This window comes from Asanoa sp. NPDC049475 (assembly GCF_040676915.1).
Classification (GTDB): domain Bacteria; phylum Actinomycetota; class Actinomycetes; order Mycobacteriales; family Micromonosporaceae; genus Asanoa.
This window is the reverse complement of record NZ_JBFAPY010000008.1, coordinates 187,479-206,977: the sequence shown is the minus strand read 5'-3', so window position 1 is coordinate 206,977 and position 19,499 is coordinate 187,479. Positions and strand designations below refer to the sequence as shown.

Here is a 19,499-nt window from a genome sequence, read left to right as displayed (position 1 = left end):
GGCTCACCGCCCGAGCAGCGGAAGCGTCGTCCGGGGCAGGTCCAGCTCGCCCTCCGCGAGCGCCGCGAACCGGATGGCGAACGGTTGCCAGACGTCCTCGAGGTCGGGCAGCACCGACGCGCAGGCGCCGACCACCGCTTCCTCGGACAGCCCGAGCTCTCTCAGCTCCGTCGAGCCGGCCGCCCAGGAGGCGATCATCTCGGCGTCGCACTCGATGTGGAACTGGAGGCCCCAGGCCCGCTCCCCCATTCGGAACGCCTGGTTCGGGTAGTACGTCGAGGCGGCCAGCAGCACCGCGCCCCGGGGCAGCTCGGTGATCTCGTCCTGGTGCCACTGGAGCACGTCGGGCGCGATCGGCACCCAGCGGAACAGCGGGTCGTTCTCGGCGGCGTCGCGCTTGGCGACCAGCGCCGGGCCGATCTCCGGGCCGGAGGCGCTGCGCTCGACGGCGCCGGCGTGCGCGGTGGCCAGCAGCTGCGCGCCGAGGCAGATGCCCAGCGTCGGCAGGTTGGTGCGGACCGCCTTGCGCAGCAGGCCCTCGACCTTGGGCAGCCACCAGCCGTCCCAGACCCCGTCGGCGTCGGGGTACGCGTTCTGCTCGCCGCCCATCACCACGAACGCGTCGTAGCCGCTCAGGTCGTCGGGCAGCTGGTCGTCGTCGTACGGGCGGAGCACGTGCTGTTCCAGGCCGCCCTCCGTGAACCACTCGCCGAGCCGGCGCAGGTCGTCGGTCGGGTCGTTCTCGATCACGAGTGCGGTAGCCACGATGTCGACCTTATCGGGAGCTAGGGTCGGGTCGTGCACGCGATCAAGGCGCCCGCTCTGCGTCCCGGCGACGCCGTGATGCTGGTCTCACCGTCCGGCCCGACCCGGCCCGAGCGGATGGAGCGCGGGCTGGCGCTGCTCGAGTCGTGGGGGCTGCGGGCGGTGCTCGGACCCCACGCGTACGCCAGGACGGGTTATCTGGCCGGCGACGACGCGGCCCGGGCGGCCGACGTCAACCAGGCGTTCGCCGACCCGTCGATCCGGGGGGTGTTGTGCACCCGCGGCGGCTACGGCGCGCAGCGGATGGTCGACGCGCTCGACATGGCCGCCGTCCGCCGCGACCCCAAGGTGGTGGCCGGCTTCTCCGACATCACGGCGCTCCAGTTCGCGCTGTGGCGCGGTGCGCGCCTGGCCTCCGTGCACGGGCCCGGGGTGGCCTGGAATGACGAGCGAACGCCGGCCGGGTCGGCCGAGTCGCTGCGGTCGGCGCTGATGAGCACGGACCCGGTGACGATCGCGAGCGTGCCGACCGAGGACACCGCGGGGGTACGCGTGCCCGGCCTGGCCGCCGGTCCCCTGCTCGGCGGCAACCTGTGCCTGATCACCGCTTCCGTCGGCACGCCGGACATGCCGGACCTGACCGGCGCCATCCTGCTGGTCGAGGAGGTGCAGGAGCCGCTCTACAAGATCGACCGGATGCTCACCCACCTGCGCCGGGCGGGAGCGCTCGACGGCCTCGCCGGTGTCGCGCTCGGCCAGTTCACGGACTGCTCGGACGACTGGGGCACCGGCCTGGCGCCGCTGCTCCTGGACCGGCTCGGCGACCTCGGCGTGCCGGTGCTCGGCGGGCTGCCGATCGGCCACGGCCCGGGACAGCTCAGCGTCCCGGTGGGCGCACTGGCCACCGTGGACGCCACCGCCGGCGTGCTGACCGTGGAGCCCGCGGTCGGCTGAGGAGCTTGGCGAGTAAGTCCTAACGGCCCCGCGTTGAAGGCCTGCCTCGGCCCGTGGGCTGCGTGGGCCGTGGGCCGTGGCCGTAGCCCATAGTGCCCGTCAGTCGTGGCCGTTGCCCGTGGCCCGGGGGCAGCGGGACGTGGCCCATACGCCCGTGGCCCGTCAGTGTCCGTTGGCAGTGGCCCGGCCGTTGGCAACGGCTCGTGGGCCGTGGCCCGTAAGCGCCGGGCTGTGATCGGGTGTGAGCTATCTGGAAGATCCAGGGCCGAAACGTTGATCGGGTGCGCCAGATCTGGTCGACACGCCGTCCCATAACCAGACCGGCCACACCCGATCAAGGCCCACACCCTTTCGGGACCAGACCAGCCACACCCGATCATTGCCCGCGCCGCCAACGACCACCCGAGTCGCGACACCCCGCCAGCACGGTCCGAGCCAGCCACCGACCTCTACGCACAGCCAGCCCAAACGGATGTTGATCGCTGTCGTCGGTCGTTAGGACCTACTCGTCTAGGCGATGCAGGCGGCGACGATCAGGGCCACGCCGAAGTGGCTGGCGGCGCTGACGCGGGCCGCCGGGTGGGGCTGGTCGTCACAGATGATCTCGCCAAGCTTGCCCGGGGTCAGCATGTCGAGCACCAGGAACGCCAGGCCCATCAGCACGATGCCGAGCAGTCCGAAGAGGACGGTCGAGGCCAGGCCGTAGCCGAAGTCGGTGTAGCTCGTGATGATCGCGGTGAACACGATCACCGCGATGCCGAGCTGGTTGGCGGCGAGCAGCAGCGAGGCGTTGCTGTTGCGCTGGACCCAGATCAGCTCGCGCAGCTTGCCCGGGGTGAGCATGTCGACCAGCACGAAGCCGCCCGCCATCAGCGCGATCCCGACGACGCCGTACACGATGCTGTGCCAGGCTCCGGTGAACAGGTCCTCCCACATGGTGCACGCCCTCCAAAGCCAGGCCCGTCGATGCCACCCATGTGGCGTTCAGGGGACGATAGCGCGATCATGCAAACCGGGCTATGCCCGTTCGGGTGTCACAGCCAGCCGTTCTGCTCCGCGATGCGGACCGCCTCGGCGCGGGTGCGGGCGCCGGTCTTGCCGATGGCCGCGGACAGGTGGTTGCGCACGGTGCCCTCCGAGAGGTGCACGACGGCCGCCAGGTCGGCGACGGTCCCACCGTCACGGGCGGCGCGCAGCACGTCGGTCTCCCGCGCGGTGAGCGGGCTGCGGCCGGCGACCAGCGTCTCGGCGGCCAGCGACGGGTCGACCACCCGCAGGCCCGCGTGCACCCGGCGGACGGCCTCGGCGAGCTGCCGGGCCGGGGTGTCCTTGACGACGAAGCCGCTGGCACCGGCCTCCATCGCCCGGCGCAGGTAGCCGGGTCGCCCGAACGTGGTGACCACCAGCACCCGGCAGCCGGGCACCGCCTCGGCCAGGGCCGCGGTCGCGGCGATCCCGTCGGCGCCGGGCATCTCGACGTCGAGCAGCGCCACGTCGGGGTCGCTGAGCCTGGCCGCGTCGACCACCTCGTCGCCCCGGCCGACCTCGGCGACGACCTCCAGGTCGGGCTCGAGCGACAGCAACGCCGCGAGAGCACCACGGACCAGCGCCTGGTCGTCGGCGAGCAGCACCCGGATCGTCACGCCGGCACGCTCACCCGCAGCACGAACCCGGAGCCCGGAGCCCGGCCGACGGAGAGCTGTGCCCCGCACGCCTCGGCGCGCTCGCGCAGGCCGCGCAGCCCGGAACCGCCGGTGCCGTCGCCGGGGCCGCGGCCGTTGTCGGCGATCTCCACCGCGTCGGGGCGCACCGTGATCACGCAGCGGGTCGCGCCGCTGTGCCGCACCACGTTGGTCACGCCCTCGCGGACGGCCCAGCTGAACAGCGTGCCGCGCGGCTCCGGCACGTCGACCTCGGCCGGCACGCGCGCCTCGATGCCGGCCGCCGAGAGCGCGGACCGGGCGCTGGCCAGCTCCTCCTCCAGGCACACCTCGCGGTACGCCCCGACGGTGCGGCGGATGTCCGCCAGCGCCTCCCGGGCCAGCCGCTCCATGTCGTTGACCTCGGTCCTGGCGCGGTCCGGCGCGTCCGGCAGCAGCCGTCCGGCGAGCTCGGCCTTGATGGTGATCACGGTCAGCGAGTGGCCGAGGATGTCGTGCAGGTCGCGGGCCGCGCGGGCGCGCTCCTCGGCGACCGCGAGCCGGGCGATCTCCCGGTTGGCCGCGGTCAGCCGCATGTTGTGGTCGATCATCCGGGTCACGCCGAACATCGCGAACGCGGCGAGCACGATCGAGAAGAACAGCCCGTTCTCGTGCTTCCACGCCGGCACGAACACCGGAAGCAGCAGGGGCTGCGCGGCGACGACCACCACGACCGGGACGGCGACCCGCGGCGGCAACACCATGATCGCCGAAGCCGCGATGTAGACCAGGCCGACCATCCAGTCGCCGCCCGCACCCGGGATCATCGCGAGCCCGAGGGCCAGGGTGACGGCGAGCCAGGCCAGTCCGTCGCGCAGGCGGGGCTGGCGCTGCTGCAGGTGCACCCGGCGGGTCCACAGGAACACGAGGACGTACGAGAGCCCGAACGCGACGAGCGCCGTCAGGCTGAACCACTTCGGGAAGCCACCCGGGTGGTTGAGGATCGTGTGCAGCGGCTGCCCGAGGTAGAAGAGCCAGACCGCGCCCAGCACCCAGCCGAAGCCCTGCTGGAAGAACCGGCTCGGCCTCGGGATCGGCAGGCCGAAGGTGTGCATCCCCGGCACGTGGGTCGGGTGGATCCCGATGCCCGACGCCGGCCCGGCGGATGCCGGGCCGGTCGTCGGGGTCGTGGCCGTCATGCCAGACACGCTATCCGCGTTCAGACGCGGGCGGTATCGCGGCGGAACAGCAGCGCGGCGCCCAGGCCGAAGACGGCCGTCCAGCCCACCACGTTGAGCACCGCCACCCAGCTGAAGTCGTGCGTGAGCGGGCTGCGGGCGATCGAGCCGACCCCGTACACGGGAGTGAACTTGGCGATCGTCTGCATCACGTGCGGCAGCACCTCCAGCGGCACGAACAGGCCGCCGAACAGCGCGAGCAGGGCCAGGATCGGGCCCATGAACTGCATCACGTTCTCGGCCGGCGCCAGGTAGCCGACGAACAGGCCGAGCGCGGCGAAGACCAGTGACCCGAGCCACGCGCCGAGGCCGGCCAGCAGCCAGACGTGGGCCGGCATCCGCACGCCGCCGATCGAGCCGACCACGAACTCGACGAGCACCGAGAGCAGGCTCAGCGAGAGGGCGGAGAGCACCTTGGTCGCCACGTACGCCGGTGGCCGCAGCGGGGTCAGCCGGAGCTGGCGGCTCCAGCCCTGTGCGCGCTCCACCGCCACCGCGCCACCGGTCGCCGTCGAGGCGGTCATCGCGCCGTACACGGCCAGGCTGATCATGATGTACGCGATGGCTGCGGCGCTGTTGGCCTGGTCGATGTTCTGGCCCTTCTGAGGCAGGCCGAAGAGCAGGAAGAACACCGCCGGCATGACCAGGATGAAGAAGAGGCTGCGGCGGTTGCGCAGCACCCGGCGGATCTCCAGGCTCAGGTAGGTCAGCGAGAACCCGCCCATCGGCGGACGCCGGTCGACCTCGGTGCGGGGCAGCGCGGCGGCGGTCATTTGTTCATCCCTTCCAGGTCGGTGTCCTCGCCGCTGGTCAGGGCCAGGAAGGCGTCCTCGAGGTTGCGCGAGGTGATCTCCAGGTCGCGGGCGTCCGTCTGGGTGAGCAGGTAGCGGGCGACCCCGTCCGAGTCGTTGGTGTGCAGCAGCACGGTCTCGCCGCGCACCTCGGCCCGGTCGACGCCGGGCAGCGCGGCCAGCCGCACCTCGTCGGCACCGGGCAGCGTCGCCCGGACCTGGCGACCGGCGGCCAGCGCCTTGACCTCGCTGGCGGTGCCGTCCGCGACCACCTGCCCCTTGCGGATCAGGACGATGCGGTCGGCGTACGCGTCCGCCTCCTCCAGGTAGTGGGTCGCGAACAGCACCGTGCGGCCGGCCTGGGCGTCGGCGCGGATGGCGTTCCAGAAGTCGCGCCGTCCCTCGACGTCCATCCCCGTGGTCGGCTCGTCCAGGACCATCAGGTCCGGATCGGGAAGCAGCGCGAGGGCGAACCGCAGCCGCTGCTGCTGGCCGCCGGAGCACTTGGCCACCCGGCGGTCGGCGATGTCGGCGATGCCGGCACGCTCCAGCACCTCCGCCACCGGCCGCGTGTGTGCGAAGAACGACGCGGTCATCCGCACGATCTCCTCGACCGAGACGTCCTTGAGCAGGCCGCCGGTCTGCATGACGGCCGCGATCCGGCCCTGGTTGATGGCCTCGGTCGGCGTCAGCCCGTAGACCTCGACCGAGCCCGCGGTGGGGCGGCCCAGGCCGAGCATCATGTCGATGGTGGTGGTCTTCCCGGCGCCGTTGGGGCCGAGGAACGCGACCACCTCGCCCGGTTCGATCCGCAGGTCGAGCCGGTCGACCGCGGTCACCGAGCCGAACTTCTTGGTCAGACCCCGCAGGAGCACGGCCGGCGTGCGGGTCCCCGTGATCTCGCCAGCAGCGAGAGTGTCCGTTCGCATGAGAACACTGTCGTGGCCGCGCGGCCCTGCGCCTGGGGCCGCGCGTCACGAGGCGACCGTGACAAATGTCAGGTGATCTAGAGCGCCCCGAGGTAGCGCTCGCGCTCGTAGGGCGTGACCTCGCGGCGGTACTGCTCCCACTCGGCGCGCTTGTTGCGCAGGAAGTAGTCGAAGACGTGCTCGCCCAGCACCTCGGCCACGAGCTCCGAGCCGGCCATCACGTCGATCGCCTCGGCCAGGTTCTCCGGCAGCGTCTCGTAGCCCGCGGCCTTGCGCTCCGCGTTGGACAGTGCCCAGACGTCGTCCTCGGCGCCCGGGGGCAGCTCGTAGCCCTCCTCGATGCCCTTCAGACCCGCACCGAGCATGATCGCGAAGGCCAGATAGGGGTTCGCGGCCGAGTCGATCGAGCGGACCTCGACCCGCGCCGAGTTGGGCTTGCCGTAGGCGGGCACCCGGACCAGCGCCGAGCGGTTGAGGTGACCCCAGCAGACGTACGCCGGAGACTCGGTGATCCGGTCCGGCAGCGCCTGGGGGAACAGCCGCTTGTAGGAGTTGACCCACTGGTTGGTGACCGCGGTGTATTCGCGGGCGTGCACCAGCAGGCCGGCGATGAACGCGCGCGCGACCTTCGACAGCTTCATCGGGTCGCCGGCGTCGTGGAAGGCGTTGCGCTCGCCCTCGAACAGCGACAGGTGCGTGTGCATCCCGCTGCCCGGCTGGTCGGTGAACGGCTTCGGCATGAAGGTGGCCTTGACGCCGTGGCTGAGCGCCACCTCCTTGACCACGTGCCGGAAGGTCATGATGTTGTCGGCGGTGGTCAGCGCGTCGGCGTAGCGCAGGTCGATCTCCTGCTGGCCCGGCGCGACCTCGTGGTGGCTGAACTCGACCGAGATGCCGATCCGCTCCAGCGCGAGCACCGCCTGGCGGCGGAAGTCGCGGGCCACGGCGTGCGTGGTGTGATCGAAGTAACCACCGGCGTCGACCGGCACCGGCACCGAGCCGTCGTTGGGACCGTCCTCGAGGAGGAAGAACTCGATCTCGGGGTGGGTGTAGAAGGTGAAGCCCTTCTCGGCGGCCCGGGAGAGCATGCGGCGCAGCACGTGCCGGGGGTCGGCCCAGGACGGGGTGCGGTCGGGCAGCAGCACGTCGCAGAACATCCGGGCGCTCTCGCCGCTGACGCCACCCTCGAACGGGAAGACCTGGAAGGTGGTCGGGTCGGGCATGGCGATCATGTCGGACTCGAAGACCCGGGCGAAGCCCTCGATGGCCGAGCCGTCGAACCCGATGCCCTCGTCGAAGGCGGACTCGAGCTCGGCCGGGGCGACCGAGACGCTCTTGAGCGTGCCCAGGACGTCGGTGAACCACAACCGGACAAACCGGATGTCACGCTCTTCCAGCGTACGGAGCACGAACTCCTGCTGACGATCCACGGCCAACCCCTCTGAGCTGCATGTGTGCTAGCCGACCAGTGTTGCTCGGTGTCGTTACGCCAACGTTACGGTAGGACGATGCCCGCCGATGCGGCGGGTTCGTGGTGATCACGCACCCGCTCGCGGTGGGAGGATCGGAGTATGCCCACGTTGCGTATCGCGCTCGCGCAGGTGAACCCGACGGTCGGCGACCTCGCCGGCAACGCCGAGATCGTCCGCTCCAGCACGCGCGCCGCCGTCGACGCGGGCTCCCGTCTCGTCGTTTTCCCCGAGATGATGTTGACCGGATATCCGATAGAGGACCTGGTCTTCCGGCAGTCCTTCCTGGCCGCCACGTGCTCGGCGCTGTCGCGGCTGGCCGCGGACCTCGACGCGGACGGGCTCGGCGACACCCCGGTGGTGGTCGGCTACCTCGACGCCGACGGCCCACCGGCCGTCAACGTCGCGACCGACCCGAGCGCCGGCCCCCGCAACGCGGCGGCGGTGCTGCACCAGGGCCGGGTGGTGGCCCGCTACTTCAAGCACCACCTGCCCAACTACGGCGTTTTCGACGAGGACCGCTATTTCGTACCCGGCAACACGCTCGTCGTGGTCCGGATCGAGGGCATCGACGTGGCGCTGACCATCTGTGAGGACATGTGGCAGCCCGGCGGGCCGTTCACGGCAGCCCGCCTGGCCGACGTCGGCCTGGTGCTCACGATCAATGGTTCGCCGTACGAGCTCAACAAGGACGACACCCGACTGGCGCTCGTCCGCCGGCGGGCGGCCGAGGCGAACGCCACGGTGGCCTACCTCAACATGGTGGGCGGCCAGGACGAGCTCGTCTTCGACGGCGACTCCATGATCGTCACGGCCGACGGCGAGGTGCTGGCCCGCGCGCCGCAGATGGCCGAGCACCTGCTGATCCACGACCTCGACCTGCCCATGGGCCTCCTGCCGCCGCCGCCGTCGAGCCCGCCGTTCGCGCCGCCGACCAGGGCCGAGGTGGGCGGCGACCAGATGGGCATCGAGCGGGTGCACGTCTCGGACCCGCATCCGGCGTTGGGCGAGCCCCCGGTTCTCGGTGGCCATGCCACCCGGCTGGACGACGAGGCCGAGGTCTGGCAGGCCCTCGTCCTGGGTCTGCGTGACTACGTCCGCAAGAACGGCTTCCACAAGGTCGTCCTCGGCCTCTCGGGCGGCATCGACTCGGCGACGGTCGCCGCGATCGCGGTCGACGCCATCGGCGCCGGCGACGTGATCGGCGTGTCGATGCCGAGCCAGCACTCGTCGTCGCACTCGCGCGAGGACGCCGCCGACATGGCCAAGCGCACCGGCCTGGAACTGCGAGTCCACGAGATCCAGGCGATGGTCGACAGCTTCCAGACGAAGATGTCGCTCTCGGGCCTCGCCCTGGAGAACCTCCAGGCCCGCGTCCGCGGCGTGGTGCTGATGTCGATCTCCAACCAGGAAGGCCCGCTGGTCCTGACCACGGGCAACAAGAGCGAGCTCGCGGTCGGCTACTCGACCTTGTACGGCGACTCGGTGGGCGGCTTCAACCCGCTCAAGGACGTGCCGAAGACGCTGGTCTGGAAGCTGGCCCGCTGGCGCAACGACGAGGCGCTGCGGGTCGGCGAGGAGCCGCCGATCCCGGAGAGCTCGATCTCCAAGCCGCCGAGCGCGGAGCTGCGGCCGGACCAGCTGGACACGGACTCGCTGCCCGACTACGACCAGCTGGACGCGATCCTGCTGTCCTACGTCGACGGCGACCAGGGCCGCGCGGACCTGATCGCCGCGGGCCACGAGCCGGCCCTGGTCGACCGGGTGCTGCGCCTGGTCGACCTGGCGGAATACAAGCGCCGCCAGTCGGCCCCGGGCACCAAGATCTCCATCAAGGCCTTCGGCCGCGACCGCCGCCTCCCGATCACCAGCCGCTGGCGCGAAGTCGGGCCTTCTGACCGTTAGTCGGGCTCCCGGTCCATAGCGTCCCGTCCAACCCGGCGATCGAGGAACTGGAGGGTGGCGCTCACAATCGCGCCGATCGCGCCGATAGCGGCGACACTCTGCATGCCGTCACCAACGGCAACGATCAACAAAAAGACAATGATCGCGATCACCGCCGACAGTACGGCGACGACCACCCCGATACTCCAGTCGATCTCTCGATTCCACACGTCCGCCTCCCTCGTGGTCAGGGAAGCAGGGCGTTCCGCAGGGGACCACGACAAGGCCCGTAGATGAAAGAATTTTGCGTGACTCGCAATTCATCGCCGACAGTGAACCTGTCCTCCCGTAGCTGTCCCGGGAGTGCCGATGACCGAGGAAAAGAACTGGCTGGATCTTCCCGAGGCGCGCCGGGCCATCGCCAACGGCGACAACGGGACGCTGCTTCGTGTGGCACGCACAGCGAAACGCTGGACGCTCGCGGAGGCTGGTAGGCGTTGCGGGTACTCCGCGGCCACCCTCAGCCGGATCGAGCGTGGTCGCCAGCCTTTGCTGGACGTCGCGCTCCTCCGTCGGCTGTGCGGCGTGTTCGACATCCCTCCGGAGCATTTCGGGCTCGCCACGCGGGCCGAATCTGTTGCGTCACCCGCCCCTGTCGATAGGGTGCGCGGAAGGCCCGCGCAAGCGGATGGAGAGGGAGCAGTGCGACGACGAGATCTCCTGGGTGGAGTCGTCGGCGTTGCCGGATTCGCGTTGTCCGACGGCGCTGCGGCGTCGCCCCGTCCACGGGCCCTTCGGCCGGACGACATCCTGCTCGGTTCCACGCTCGACGGCGCCCCTGTTGGCCCCGCCGAATTGCGTGCAGCTCTGACGGCAGCTCGCTCAGACTTCGTCGCCTGTCGATTTCAGCAGCTCTCCGCCCGGCTGCCACGGTTGATCGCCCAGGCGAGAGCCAACCGCGACCGCGCCGACTCGGAAGGCGTGGCGCTGGCGTCGACTCACCTGGCCCAGGCGTACGGCATAGCCACCGCTTTGCTGCTCAAGCTGCACGACGACGTGCTGGCCTGGTCAGCCGCCGACCGTGGCCTCCAGGCCGCGCATGCCTCCGGTGATCCGGTGACGCTCGCCGAGGCGAGCCGCCTCACGGCAACGGTGATGCGCCGGACCCCACACCGGGACGGCGCACAGCGGTTCGTCCAGACCGCAGCCGAACGTCTGGAGCGCGACACCGGTTTGAGGGACCAGCGACAATCGGCGATGTACGTCCGTCTGCTGTCCGCAGCCGCCTACACCGCCGCTCTCCAGGACCAGCGCGACCGGGCATGGGCGTTGTTGCGTGAGGCGGACGAGGCGACCGCCCGGACCGGCAAGAGCCAGGCGATCGCTCTGGACCTGGCGGTCTACCGCGTCAGCGTGGCCCGCGTCCTAGGCGACTTCGGCACGGCCGTCGACTTCGCGAAGCGGATCGATCCCACGCAGATCAAGATCCCCGAGCGTCGCGCCCGCTACTGGGAGGACACGGCCCTGGCCTGCCATGGCCGTGGTCGACCCGCGGCCGCTTTCCAAGCCCTGCAGATCGCGGAGCGAGACACACCCCAGGAGGTCAGGTTTCGTCCCTGGGCGCAAGATCTGGTCGGCGATTTGCTCTCCGGTGACACGCGGGGCGCGTTGCCAGGGATCCGCGAATTCGCCGCCCGCGTCGGCGCATAGCGCGTCCGACGTGTGAAAGATTCCACGCTCGTCTCTCCCCCGGGGGTCTCCGGTGGGACCATCGGAGGGTGCCCAGGGACCGCACCGGAGCGGCCTTGAGGCGAGAGGAGAGCTGCGATGAGCGAGCAACCGTCCCTCTACGGCGGACCCCCCAACCGCCGCGTCCGCACCCGGGAGCTGATCGCCGCCAAGGAGCGCGGTGAGCGGTGGCCCATGTTGACCGCGTACGACCAGTACACCGCCGCGATCTTCGACGAGGCCGGGATTCCCGTGCTGCTCGTCGGGGACTCGGCCGCCAACAACGTGTTCGGGTACGAGACCACCCTGGCCGTCACCGCCGACGAGTTGCTGCCGCTCGTGCGGGCCGTGGTCCGCGCCACCAAACGCTCGCTGGTCGTCGGTGACCTGCCGTTCGGCTCCTACGAGGAGGGGCCGACCCAGGCCCTCCGCACCGCCGTGCGGTTCATGAAGGAGGGCGGCTGCCACGCCGTCAAGCTCGAGGGTGGGCGGCGGACCGCGCCGCAGATCGAGGCGATCACCGCGGCCGGCATCCCCGTCATGGCGCACGTCGGGTTCACCCCGCAGAGCGAGCACACGCTCGGCGGCTACCGGGTGCAGGGGCGCGGCGACGCGGCCGAAGAGGTGATCGCCGACGCGCACGCGGTGGCCGACGCCGGCGCCTTCGCCGTGGTGCTGGAGATGGTGCCAGCCCACGTCGCCAAGCGGATCACCAACGAGATCGCGGTGCCGACCGTGGGCATCGGCGCCGGACCGGAGACCGACGCCCAGGTGCTGGTCTGGCAGGACATGGCCGGGCTGCGCACCGGCAAGCTGCCGCGGTTCGTCAAGCGGTACGCCGACCTGCACGGCACCCTCCGCGACGCCGCCGCGCAGTTCGGCGAAGAGGTGCGCGGCGGCCAGTTCCCCAGCTCAGAGCACAGCTTCTAGCTCCGCTCGCGCCACGGCCAGGGACGGGCCGTACCAGGTCAGGTAACGGCCGCTGACCAGCGCGTACGGCAGGTCCGGAAACGCCTCGGGGCCGTCGTCCGCCGTGAACGCGTACGGCTCGTCCGGCAACACCAGCAGGTCCGCGCCCGCCCCTCGCAACTCTGCCAGCGGTGGGCGCGGATAGCGCTCGGCGGCCGTGGCGTAGACGTTGTCGACGCCGAGCCGGGCGAGCAGGTCACCGGCGAAGGTGTCCGAGCCCAGCACCACCCACGGCCGCCGCCAGACCGGGATCAGCGCGCGGCGGCGTACCCCTGTGAACGGTGTCGACCAGGCCTCCCGCGCGGACCGCAACCAGTCCGGCGGCGCCGCGCCCAGCGCGGCCAGCAGCCGTTCGAGCGAGGTCAGAGCGGATGGCACCGTGCGGGGAAAGGTCACCCAGACCGGCACGTCCGCCGCCCGCAGCGCCTCGACGTCCGCGCGGCGGTTCTCCTCCGCGTTGGCCAGCACGAGGTCGGGCGCGGCGGCCCGGACGCGGTCGAGATCGGGGTACTTCGTGCCGCCCACCCGCGCCACGTCGAGCCCGGCGGGCTCCACGCAGAAGTCGGTCGCACCGACGAGCACCGCCGGCACGGTGCGGGCCACCGCCTCCGTCAGCGACGGCACCAGCGAGACGACCCGGCGCGGCGGGCCGGCCAGCGGGACGGGCGTGCCGAGGTCGTCGTTCAGACGTCCGTCACCCGGAACCCGGCGTGCGCCTTGTAACGGCGGTTGATCGCGATCAGGTTGGCGGTGAGCGCCTCGACCTGGTGCGCGTTGCGGAGCCGGCCCGCGTAGATGCCGCGCATGCCCGGGATCCGGGCGCACAGCCCCGCGACCACGCCGGCCAGCTGCCGGTCCTCGGCGCAGATCAGCACGTCGAGGTCCATCGACTCGACCGCGGGGTCGGCCAGCAGCGGCGCGCTCACGTGGTTGAAGGCCGCGGCCACGGTCGACTCGGGCAACAGCGCCGCCGCCTGCTGCGCGGCACTGCCCTCGTCGACGTGCAGCGGGTACGGCCCGTGGCTGTCGAAGCCCAGCGGGTTGACGCAGTCGACGACCAGCTTGCCGGCCAGCGGGTGGCGCAGTGCGGTGACGGTGTCCCGGTGGCCGGCCCACGGCACGGCGATGACGGTCAGGTCGGCGGCCGCGGCCACGTCGGCGTTGGCGCCGCCCTCGACGGCCCGGGTGACGCCCGGCAGCGCGGAGATCTCGGTCGCGGAGGCGGTCGCGCGGGCGGCCTGGCGGGAGCCGATCAGCACCGGCTGACCCGCGCGGGCCAGCCGGTACGCCAGACCCCGGCCCTGGTCGCCGGTGCCGCCGATGATGGCGACGGTCAAGCCGGAAACATCGGGGAGCGCGCTCGCGTCGTAGGCCATGCACGCATCGTCGCAAACCTTTACTTCCGGCTGAACAGCACCGTCCGTTTGACCGGGTCGGCGGTGACCAGGGTCACCCGGACCCGCTCGCCGAGCGGGAGGTCGCCCGTGCAGCGCGCGCGGACAGCCGGCTCGTCGAGGGCGACCGTGCCGCCGGGCTGGCGGCCGTCCGGGTTGGCCGGCGCCGGCGCGGTGCGGCGCGGGCCGTCGACGTCGACCACCGCCGCGTCGAACGTCTCGCCGATCCGGTGCTGCAGCAGCATCGCCTCGGTCAGGTCGACGGCGCCCCGGGCCGCCGCGCCGGACACCCGGTCGGTCCCGCTCATCACCTTGGGCAGCTTCGGCAACGCCTCGCGCGCCCAGTCGGGCACCGCCAAACCGGCTGAGAGGGCCAGAGCGGCCTCGGTGGCATACCGGTCGGCCAGCCGGCGCAACGGGGCCGTCACGTGCGCGTAGGGGGCCGCCACGCCCCCGTGCCCGGACTGCTCCGGAGCGGTGCCGTCGAAGGCGGTGTAGCCGGCGCCGCGCATGAGCTCGGCCGCCTGGTCGAGGAACGCGGCGCCACGCGGGTCGGCGGCGTCGACGGCGGCGATGACCCGGCCCACGGCCGCGCCGTCCGGCCAGGCGATGCCGAGCGCCTGTGCGGCGGCGCGCAGCCGGTCGACGGCCGCCGGGTCCGGGGCCGGCATGGTCCGCAGCAGGCCGACGCCGCCCGCCAGCATGATGCCGGCGGCGGCCACGCCGGTCAGCAGCGAGATCTGCGCGTTGTGCTCCTCGGCCGGCAGCGGCGCCCGCAGCATCAGCCGGTAACCGGCGCCGTCGCGTTCGATCTCCTGTTCGGGCAGCGGCAGGTTGATCGCGCCCCGGTCGAGGCCGCGCTCGGTCAGTCGGGCACCGATCTCCGGCAGCAGGGCGATCGGCTCCGCGGCCGTGCCGGCGGCGAACTGGCCCTGCACGGTGCCGTAGTCGAGCTGCGCCCGGCTGCGCACCAGGGCGCGCTCCAGCGTGACGGCGGTGGTGTCCCCGTGCGCGTCGAGGTCGATGGTCCAGAGCACGGCGGCCCGGGTGACGTCCGGCAGCAGGCTGGCCGCGCCCTCGCTGAGCGCGACCGGGTGCAGCGGGACGTTGCCGTCGGGCAGGTAGACGGTCTGGCCCCGGCGCCAGGTCTCGTCCTCCAGCGCGCCGCCCGGACGCACGAACGCCGCCACGTCGGCGATCGCGTAGTGCACGCGATAGCCGCCCGGGCGGCGCGTCAGGCACATCGCCTGGTCGAGGTCGCGGGACCCGATCGGGTCGATCGTGACGAACGGGATGTCGGTGCGGTCCGGCCGCTCCGGCAGCGGCGCGGACGCCGCCTGTTCGGCCTCGCGCTGCGCCGCGGGCGGGAAGCTGTCGGGCAGCTCCAGCTCGCGACGCAGCGCGGCGAAGTCGAAGTGGGGCGCTCGGACACGTCTGGTCAGCACGCGTACTTCTTACCAGCGTGCCGAGCGCCCCGCTCGGGTCGTGCTCCGTGCGGTTATCGAGCGGACTTGCGGGCGGTCGTCTTGCGCGGGCTGGCCGCCTTGCGCACCGTGCTCTTGCGCGCGGTGGTGGTCCGCTTGGTAGCCGTCTTACGGGCGGTGGTGGTCTTCTTGGCCGCCGTCCGCTTGGCGGGTGCCTTCTTGGCTGTCGCCCGCTTCGCCGGCGCGCGCTTCGCGGCCGTCTTGGCGGTGGTGGCCCGCTTGGTGGCCGTCTTGCGCGCGGCGGTGGTCTTCTTCGCCGTCGTCTTCTTGGCCGCGGTCTTCTTGGCGGTGGCCCGCTTCGCGGGGGCCTTGGTGGCCGCCTTACGCGCCGTGGGGCGCGTCGTGGTCTTCTTGGCGGCGGTCTTGCGCGCCGTCGTGGCCTTGCGCGCGGTGGTCTTCTTGGCGGTGGTGGTCCGCTTCGCCGCGGTGGTGCGCTTGGCCGCGGTGGTGCGCTTGGCCGCGGTGGTCCGCTTCGCGGTGGTGGTGCGCTTGGCGGGCGTGCGGGTCGTGGTCGCCTTGCGCGCGGTGGTCTTCTTGGCCGTTGTCCGCTTGGCGGCCGCCCGTTTCGCGGGCGCCTTCTTGGCGGTGGCCTTGCTGGTGACCGTCTTACGCGCGGGCGTCTGCGCCGAGACGGTCTTCCGGGCGGTGCCCGAGGCGCGGGTCGCCGCGCTCGTACGCTTGGCCGCGGGCTTCTTCGGAGCCGCGCGTTTCGCGGCCCTCGGTGTCTTGGCCTTCAACGCTTCGGCCATGGTGGGTTCCTCCTTGCGAGACGTGCGTCGGGTCCGGCTCCGTCGCGGAGACCGCGGAGTTGCTCGCCGTGTACGAGTGCCGCGGCGCTTACCTCTCCTCCCCTGCCCAGCGGCGGTCCTCCTCGTCCCACGCCTCGTTGCGCTCCTGCACGGATTGCAGCGCGTTCTCGGCGTCGGCCTTGGACCTGTAGGGACCGAGCACGTACATCGCAGGGCAAACGTCAGCCTGCGTCTCGACCCTGTGGTGACGGGTGCACCAGTAGTACTCCGTCCCACGTCCGCTGTCGCTCATGGGACCACTGTGCACCGCAAAACGGCCAAGCGCCACCGTTTCACACAAAAAGAGGGGGTCCCATCCACTGTAGACCGGCTGCGACGGGAAGGGACTGAATCGCGCCTGGCGTGTCCCTACCGAGTGAAGGGCCGCGGATTCGCGCCGTTTTCCGTCTGTAACATACAGTCATGAACGCGGACGACTCCGTCATCGGCCGAATCGAGACCGAGGTCGCGCTCCTGATGCGCTTCGCCGAGGCGACCAGGCGGGCCACCCCCGTGGAGGCGCACCGGTCCCTGGACCGCGCGGCCTACGTGATCCTGCGCCACCTCGACGAAGCCGGCCCGCAGAACGTCTCCGCGCTCGCCGCCCGCCTCAACCTCGACGGCTCGACGGTCACGCGGCAGGTCGGCGCCATGGAGCGCGAAGGCCTGATCTCCCGCGAGGCCGACCCCAGCGACGGCCGCGGCACGCTGGTCTCGGCCACCGCGGCCGGCCTGCGCCGGATGTCCGTCGTCCGGAACGCCCGGGCCGAGCTCTACGACGAGATGCTCGCCTCGTGGACGGAGACCGACCGGTCCGACCTGGCCACGCTGCTCACGCGGCTCAACGAGGCGCTGTCCGCGCGCTCCCAGGCCCGCCGGCGGTCGTAACCGGGTCGTGGGGCCGGGCATACTGCCACGCATGACTGCCTCCCCCACCCTCGTCACCGCGGACGGCACGCAGCACCCCGACCCCGATCCGGCCCAGATCACGGCCGCCGTGCGGGCGCTGACGATCGACGACTGGTTCGCCATCCTCGAGTTCGGCGACGACACCTTTCTGCAGGTGGCGGTGAAGGCCGATTTCTACGTGCTGGAGCGCCGCGCGGGCGGCGACGAGACCCACGTTGGCGCCGAGGTCCGCACGCTCGACGAGGTGGTCGAGGCATTCCAGGCGTACGCCCGCCAGGATCCGTCCTGGATCGCGCGCCACACATGGGCACCGGTCAAGCTGTAGTGCGCGAGCTGACGCTCTCGCTGGAGCGCACGGGCGGTCACGATTTCCCGTACTACGGCTCGGTCACCGGCCGCCGCTGGCTCCTGGTCGTGCTGTCCGTCGTGGCCGCACTGGCGACGTTCTTCGTGGTGGGCTATTACCTCCACGGTCCGTTCAGTGTCTTCGTGCCGACCGCGCTCTTCGTGGCAATCCCGTTGGCCGCGTTGGCGTACGCCACGGGTGGTCGGATTTCCTGCCTGTTCGCCCGAATCCGGTGGCGCGACGTGCGGGCGATGGTCGGGTACGGGGTGCTGTCGATCCTGGCCACGATCCTGGCGGGCTACGTCGTCGGGCCGCTGGTGGGCACGGTGCCGCCGAACCCGGTCTTCGCGCAGATCGCCGACGCCTCCCCGCTGTGGCTGGCGACGTTCTATCCACGGACGGCGTTGCAGCTGCTCGGCGAGGAGCTGCTCACCGTCCTGCCGTTCCTCGCGCTGCTGCACTGGTTCGCCGCGCGCCGTGGGCGTACCCGCGCGATCGTCCTGGCCTGGATCGTGTCGTCGGTGTGGTTCGGGCTGGTCCACCTGCCGGCGTACGGCTGGAACGTGGTGATGTGCGTCCTCGTCGTCGGTGCGGCGCGGATGGTGCTGACATGGTCGTACATCCGGACAAAGAACCTGTGGGTGGCCACGGGGGCGCATATCGCCCACGACTGGCTGCTGTTGACGCCCTTCGTGATCGCGGCGCTCTATGGTGCTGGCCATGATTGACGCGGTGCTGGCCGAGCTGGCGGAGCTGGAGGACCCGAAGGCCCGCGCGGTGAACGAGAAGCACGGCGACGACCACGGGGTCAACCTCGGCAAGCTGCGCGAGGTCGCGAAACGGCTGAAGACGCAGCAGGAGCTCGCGGTCGAGCTGTGGGAGACGGACGACACCGCCGCACGGCTGTTGGCGCTGCTGATCTGCCGCCCGAAGGCGTTCTCGCGCACCGACCTGGACGCCATGCTGCGCGCGGCGCGGGCGCCGAAGGTGCACGACTGGCTCGTGAGCTATGTGGTCAAGAAGAGTCCGCACGCCGAAGAGCTGCGGCTGGCCTGGTCCGCCGATCCGGACCCGGTCGTGGCCAGTGCCGGGTGGGCCTTGACCACGGACCGGGTGGCGAAGAAGCCCGCGGGCCTGGATCTCCCGGCGCTGCTGGACGTCATCGAGGCGGAGATGAAAGACGCACCGTCACGATTGCAGTGGGCGATGAACCACTGCCTGGCCCAGATCGGCATCGAGCACCCCGCGCACCGAGCCCGGGCGATCGACATCGGCGAGCGCCTGCGGGTCCTCGAGGACTACCCGACCTCCCCGGGCTGCACATCCCCGTTCGCGCCGATCTGGATCACCGAAATGGTCCGGCGGCAAACATGATCCGGAGCTACCGCACGGCTCGCCCTGGTCCATTAGGTTGTGCCGGTGGCGGAGGACGTACAGGAGCTGACGAGTCCCGACCGGGTAGTTCGCGTCGCCGCGTTGGACCGGCTGGTCGACCGGGCGGCCAAGGGCGACCAAGCGGCCGTGTCGACTCTTCGCATGGTCGTGACCGGCTATCGGCGGTACGACGTGGAGATCTACACACGGACCCTGAATCGGCTTTGGCTGTTCGGCGACCAGTCGTTGGAACAGCCGCTTCTCGATGCGCTGGCCGACAGCGACTACGGCTGTCAGGCGTGGACGGCCACGGCGTTAGGGCGGCTCGGGCTCAGGGCCGCGGAGCCACAGCTGATCGCTCTGTCGAAGCATCCGGATCCGCTGACCCGCGAGAGCGTCTGCCGTGCGCTGGGGAAGCTGTCGAGCACTGCGGCGGTGGCGTCGCTCCTCACGGACGAGATGGAGTTCGTCCGGGCTGCCGCCAGCGATGCGTTGGCCGATATCGGCGGCGATGACGCCCTCGCATACCTGTGGGCCGCCTTCGAGTCGCGGCAGTACGTCCGCCTGGGCTACCTTGCGGTCGCGGTGGCACGCTTCGGGCCGGCGGTGTTCGACCGGCTTGTTCGGGCCGCCGCTGACGACGACGCCGAGATGCGGTTCTGGGCCGCCCGCGCGCTGGGAGCGACAGGCGATCAACGAGCCGCCCCTGTTCTCAGCCGCCTGGCGGCCGACGATCATGCCACGACCCGGACCGGCGCCCATGTCAGCACGGCGGCGAAGCGAGCCTTCAAGACGTTGCGCCGCATGCAGCCCGCAACTGGTTTCTAATCTGGCGGT

General features: G+C 71.5%; 22 protein-coding genes. 9 read left to right on the top strand and 13 right to left on the bottom strand.

All coding sequences use genetic code 11. From position 1 onward, the window contains the following. Nucleotides 1-3: 3 nt before the first annotated feature. A complete protein-coding gene (locus AB0J88_RS31220) occupies nt 4-765 on the bottom strand; it encodes a type 1 glutamine amidotransferase (RefSeq protein WP_364348159.1) in 762 nt (253 codons plus the stop codon). 78 nt (nt 766-843) lie between these two features. Between AB0J88_RS31220 and AB0J88_RS31215 the strand changes: the two genes are divergently transcribed. Then, on the top strand, nt 844-1,719 hold the full coding sequence (locus AB0J88_RS31215) for an LD-carboxypeptidase (RefSeq protein WP_364349349.1): 876 nt from the start codon (nt 844-846) through the stop codon (nt 1,717-1,719). Between the two features lie 510 nt (nt 1,720-2,229). On the opposite strand, the gene AB0J88_RS31210 is transcribed toward AB0J88_RS31215, so the two are convergent. The 6 genes from AB0J88_RS31210 to glnA form a co-directional block, all read right to left on the bottom strand. Next, nucleotides 2,230-2,655 (bottom strand): DUF350 domain-containing protein, encoded by a 426-nt coding sequence (locus AB0J88_RS31210; RefSeq protein ID WP_364348156.1) that lies wholly within the window; start codon nt 2,653-2,655, stop codon nt 2,230-2,232. Nucleotides 2,656-2,753: 98 nt separating this feature from the next. Continuing rightward, nucleotides 2,754-3,362: a response regulator transcription factor gene (locus AB0J88_RS31205; RefSeq protein WP_364348153.1), complete on the bottom strand. Its 609-nt coding sequence runs from the start codon at nt 3,360-3,362 to the stop codon at nt 2,754-2,756. Further along, nucleotides 3,359-4,558, bottom strand: a complete 1,200-nt coding sequence (locus AB0J88_RS31200) for a histidine kinase (RefSeq protein WP_364348150.1) — start codon at nt 4,556-4,558, stop codon at nt 3,359-3,361. Before AB0J88_RS31200 ends, AB0J88_RS31205 begins: the two co-directional genes overlap by 4 nt. 20 nt (nt 4,559-4,578) lie before the next feature. After that, nucleotides 4,579-5,370: an ABC transporter permease gene (locus tag AB0J88_RS31195; protein ID WP_364348147.1), complete on the bottom strand. Its 792-nt coding sequence runs from the start codon at nt 5,368-5,370 to the stop codon at nt 4,579-4,581. Then, a complete protein-coding gene (locus tag AB0J88_RS31190; protein WP_364348144.1) occupies nt 5,367-6,317 on the bottom strand; it encodes an ABC transporter ATP-binding protein in 951 nt (316 codons plus the stop codon). Before AB0J88_RS31190 ends, AB0J88_RS31195 begins: the two co-directional genes overlap by 4 nt. A 77-nt stretch (nt 6,318-6,394) precedes the next feature. Further along, nucleotides 6,395-7,747: a type I glutamate--ammonia ligase gene (glnA, locus tag AB0J88_RS31185; protein WP_364348141.1), complete on the bottom strand. Its 1,353-nt coding sequence runs from the start codon at nt 7,745-7,747 to the stop codon at nt 6,395-6,397. Nucleotides 7,748-7,888: 141 nt separating this feature from the next. On the opposite strand from glnA, the gene AB0J88_RS31180 reads away from it, so the two are divergent. Next, nucleotides 7,889-9,691, top strand: a complete 1,803-nt coding sequence (locus AB0J88_RS31180; protein WP_364348138.1) for an NAD+ synthase — start codon at nt 7,889-7,891, stop codon at nt 9,689-9,691. On the opposite strand, the gene AB0J88_RS31175 is transcribed toward AB0J88_RS31180, so the two are convergent. Next, a complete protein-coding gene (locus AB0J88_RS31175; protein ID WP_364348135.1) occupies nt 9,688-9,900 on the bottom strand; it encodes a hypothetical protein in 213 nt (70 codons plus the stop codon). The genes AB0J88_RS31180 and AB0J88_RS31175 overlap by 4 nt on opposite strands. A gap of 139 nt (nt 9,901-10,039) precedes the next feature. On the opposite strand from AB0J88_RS31175, the gene AB0J88_RS31170 reads away from it, so the two are divergent. Continuing rightward, a complete protein-coding gene (locus AB0J88_RS31170; protein WP_364348132.1) occupies nt 10,040-11,380 on the top strand; it encodes a helix-turn-helix transcriptional regulator in 1,341 nt (446 codons plus the stop codon). Between the two features lie 117 nt (nt 11,381-11,497). Beyond that, a complete protein-coding gene (gene panB / locus AB0J88_RS31165) occupies nt 11,498-12,328 on the top strand; it encodes a 3-methyl-2-oxobutanoate hydroxymethyltransferase (RefSeq protein ID WP_364348129.1) in 831 nt (276 codons plus the stop codon). Here the strand turns inward: panB and AB0J88_RS31160 are convergent. From AB0J88_RS31160 to AB0J88_RS31140, 5 genes are all read right to left on the bottom strand, one after another. Further along, nucleotides 12,311-13,024, bottom strand: a complete 714-nt coding sequence (locus tag AB0J88_RS31160; RefSeq protein WP_364349346.1) for a helical backbone metal receptor — start codon at nt 13,022-13,024, stop codon at nt 12,311-12,313. The two genes, panB and AB0J88_RS31160, sit on opposite strands and share 18 nt — an antisense overlap. 26 nt (nt 13,025-13,050) lie before the next feature. Further along, nucleotides 13,051-13,743 (bottom strand): NADPH-dependent F420 reductase, encoded by a 693-nt coding sequence (gene npdG / locus AB0J88_RS31155; RefSeq protein ID WP_364348126.1) that lies wholly within the window; start codon nt 13,741-13,743, stop codon nt 13,051-13,053. Between the two features lie 20 nt (nt 13,744-13,763). Further along, on the bottom strand, nt 13,764-15,206 hold the full coding sequence (locus AB0J88_RS31150) for an RNB domain-containing ribonuclease (protein WP_364348123.1): 1,443 nt from the start codon (nt 15,204-15,206) through the stop codon (nt 13,764-13,766). A 53-nt stretch (nt 15,207-15,259) separates the two neighbouring features. Next, nucleotides 15,260-15,994 (bottom strand): hypothetical protein, encoded by a 735-nt coding sequence (locus tag AB0J88_RS31145; protein WP_364348120.1) that lies wholly within the window; start codon nt 15,992-15,994, stop codon nt 15,260-15,262. Nucleotides 15,995-16,082: 88 nt separating this feature from the next. Beyond that, nucleotides 16,083-16,286: a hypothetical protein gene (locus tag AB0J88_RS31140; RefSeq protein WP_364348117.1), complete on the bottom strand. Its 204-nt coding sequence runs from the start codon at nt 16,284-16,286 to the stop codon at nt 16,083-16,085. A gap of 170 nt (nt 16,287-16,456) precedes the next feature. Between AB0J88_RS31140 and AB0J88_RS31135 the strand changes: the two genes are divergently transcribed. Genes AB0J88_RS31135 through AB0J88_RS31115 form a run of 5 tightly spaced genes read left to right on the top strand, consistent with a single transcriptional unit; the run spans nt 16,457 to nt 19,490 of the window. After that, the gene (locus AB0J88_RS31135) at nt 16,457-16,921 is read left to right on the top strand and encodes a MarR family transcriptional regulator (protein WP_364348114.1); all 465 of its coding nucleotides are present in this window, start codon (nt 16,457-16,459) and stop codon (nt 16,919-16,921) included. Between the two features lie 31 nt (nt 16,922-16,952). Next, entirely contained in the window at nt 16,953-17,267 is a 315-nt protein-coding gene (locus AB0J88_RS31130) for a hypothetical protein (protein ID WP_364348111.1), read from the top strand. Next, nucleotides 17,267-18,016, top strand: coding sequence for a CPBP family intramembrane glutamic endopeptidase (locus AB0J88_RS31125; RefSeq protein ID WP_364348108.1), 750 nt, complete (start codon nt 17,267-17,269; stop codon nt 18,014-18,016). The genes AB0J88_RS31130 and AB0J88_RS31125 overlap by 1 nt, the downstream gene beginning before the upstream one ends. After that, nucleotides 18,009-18,662: a DNA alkylation repair protein gene (locus tag AB0J88_RS31120; RefSeq protein ID WP_364348105.1), complete on the top strand. Its 654-nt coding sequence runs from the start codon at nt 18,009-18,011 to the stop codon at nt 18,660-18,662. The genes AB0J88_RS31125 and AB0J88_RS31120 overlap by 8 nt, the downstream gene beginning before the upstream one ends. A gap of 45 nt (nt 18,663-18,707) precedes the next feature. Then, nucleotides 18,708-19,490 (top strand): HEAT repeat domain-containing protein, encoded by a 783-nt coding sequence (locus AB0J88_RS31115; RefSeq protein WP_364348102.1) that lies wholly within the window; start codon nt 18,708-18,710, stop codon nt 19,488-19,490. Nucleotides 19,491-19,499: the final 9 nt, after the last annotated feature.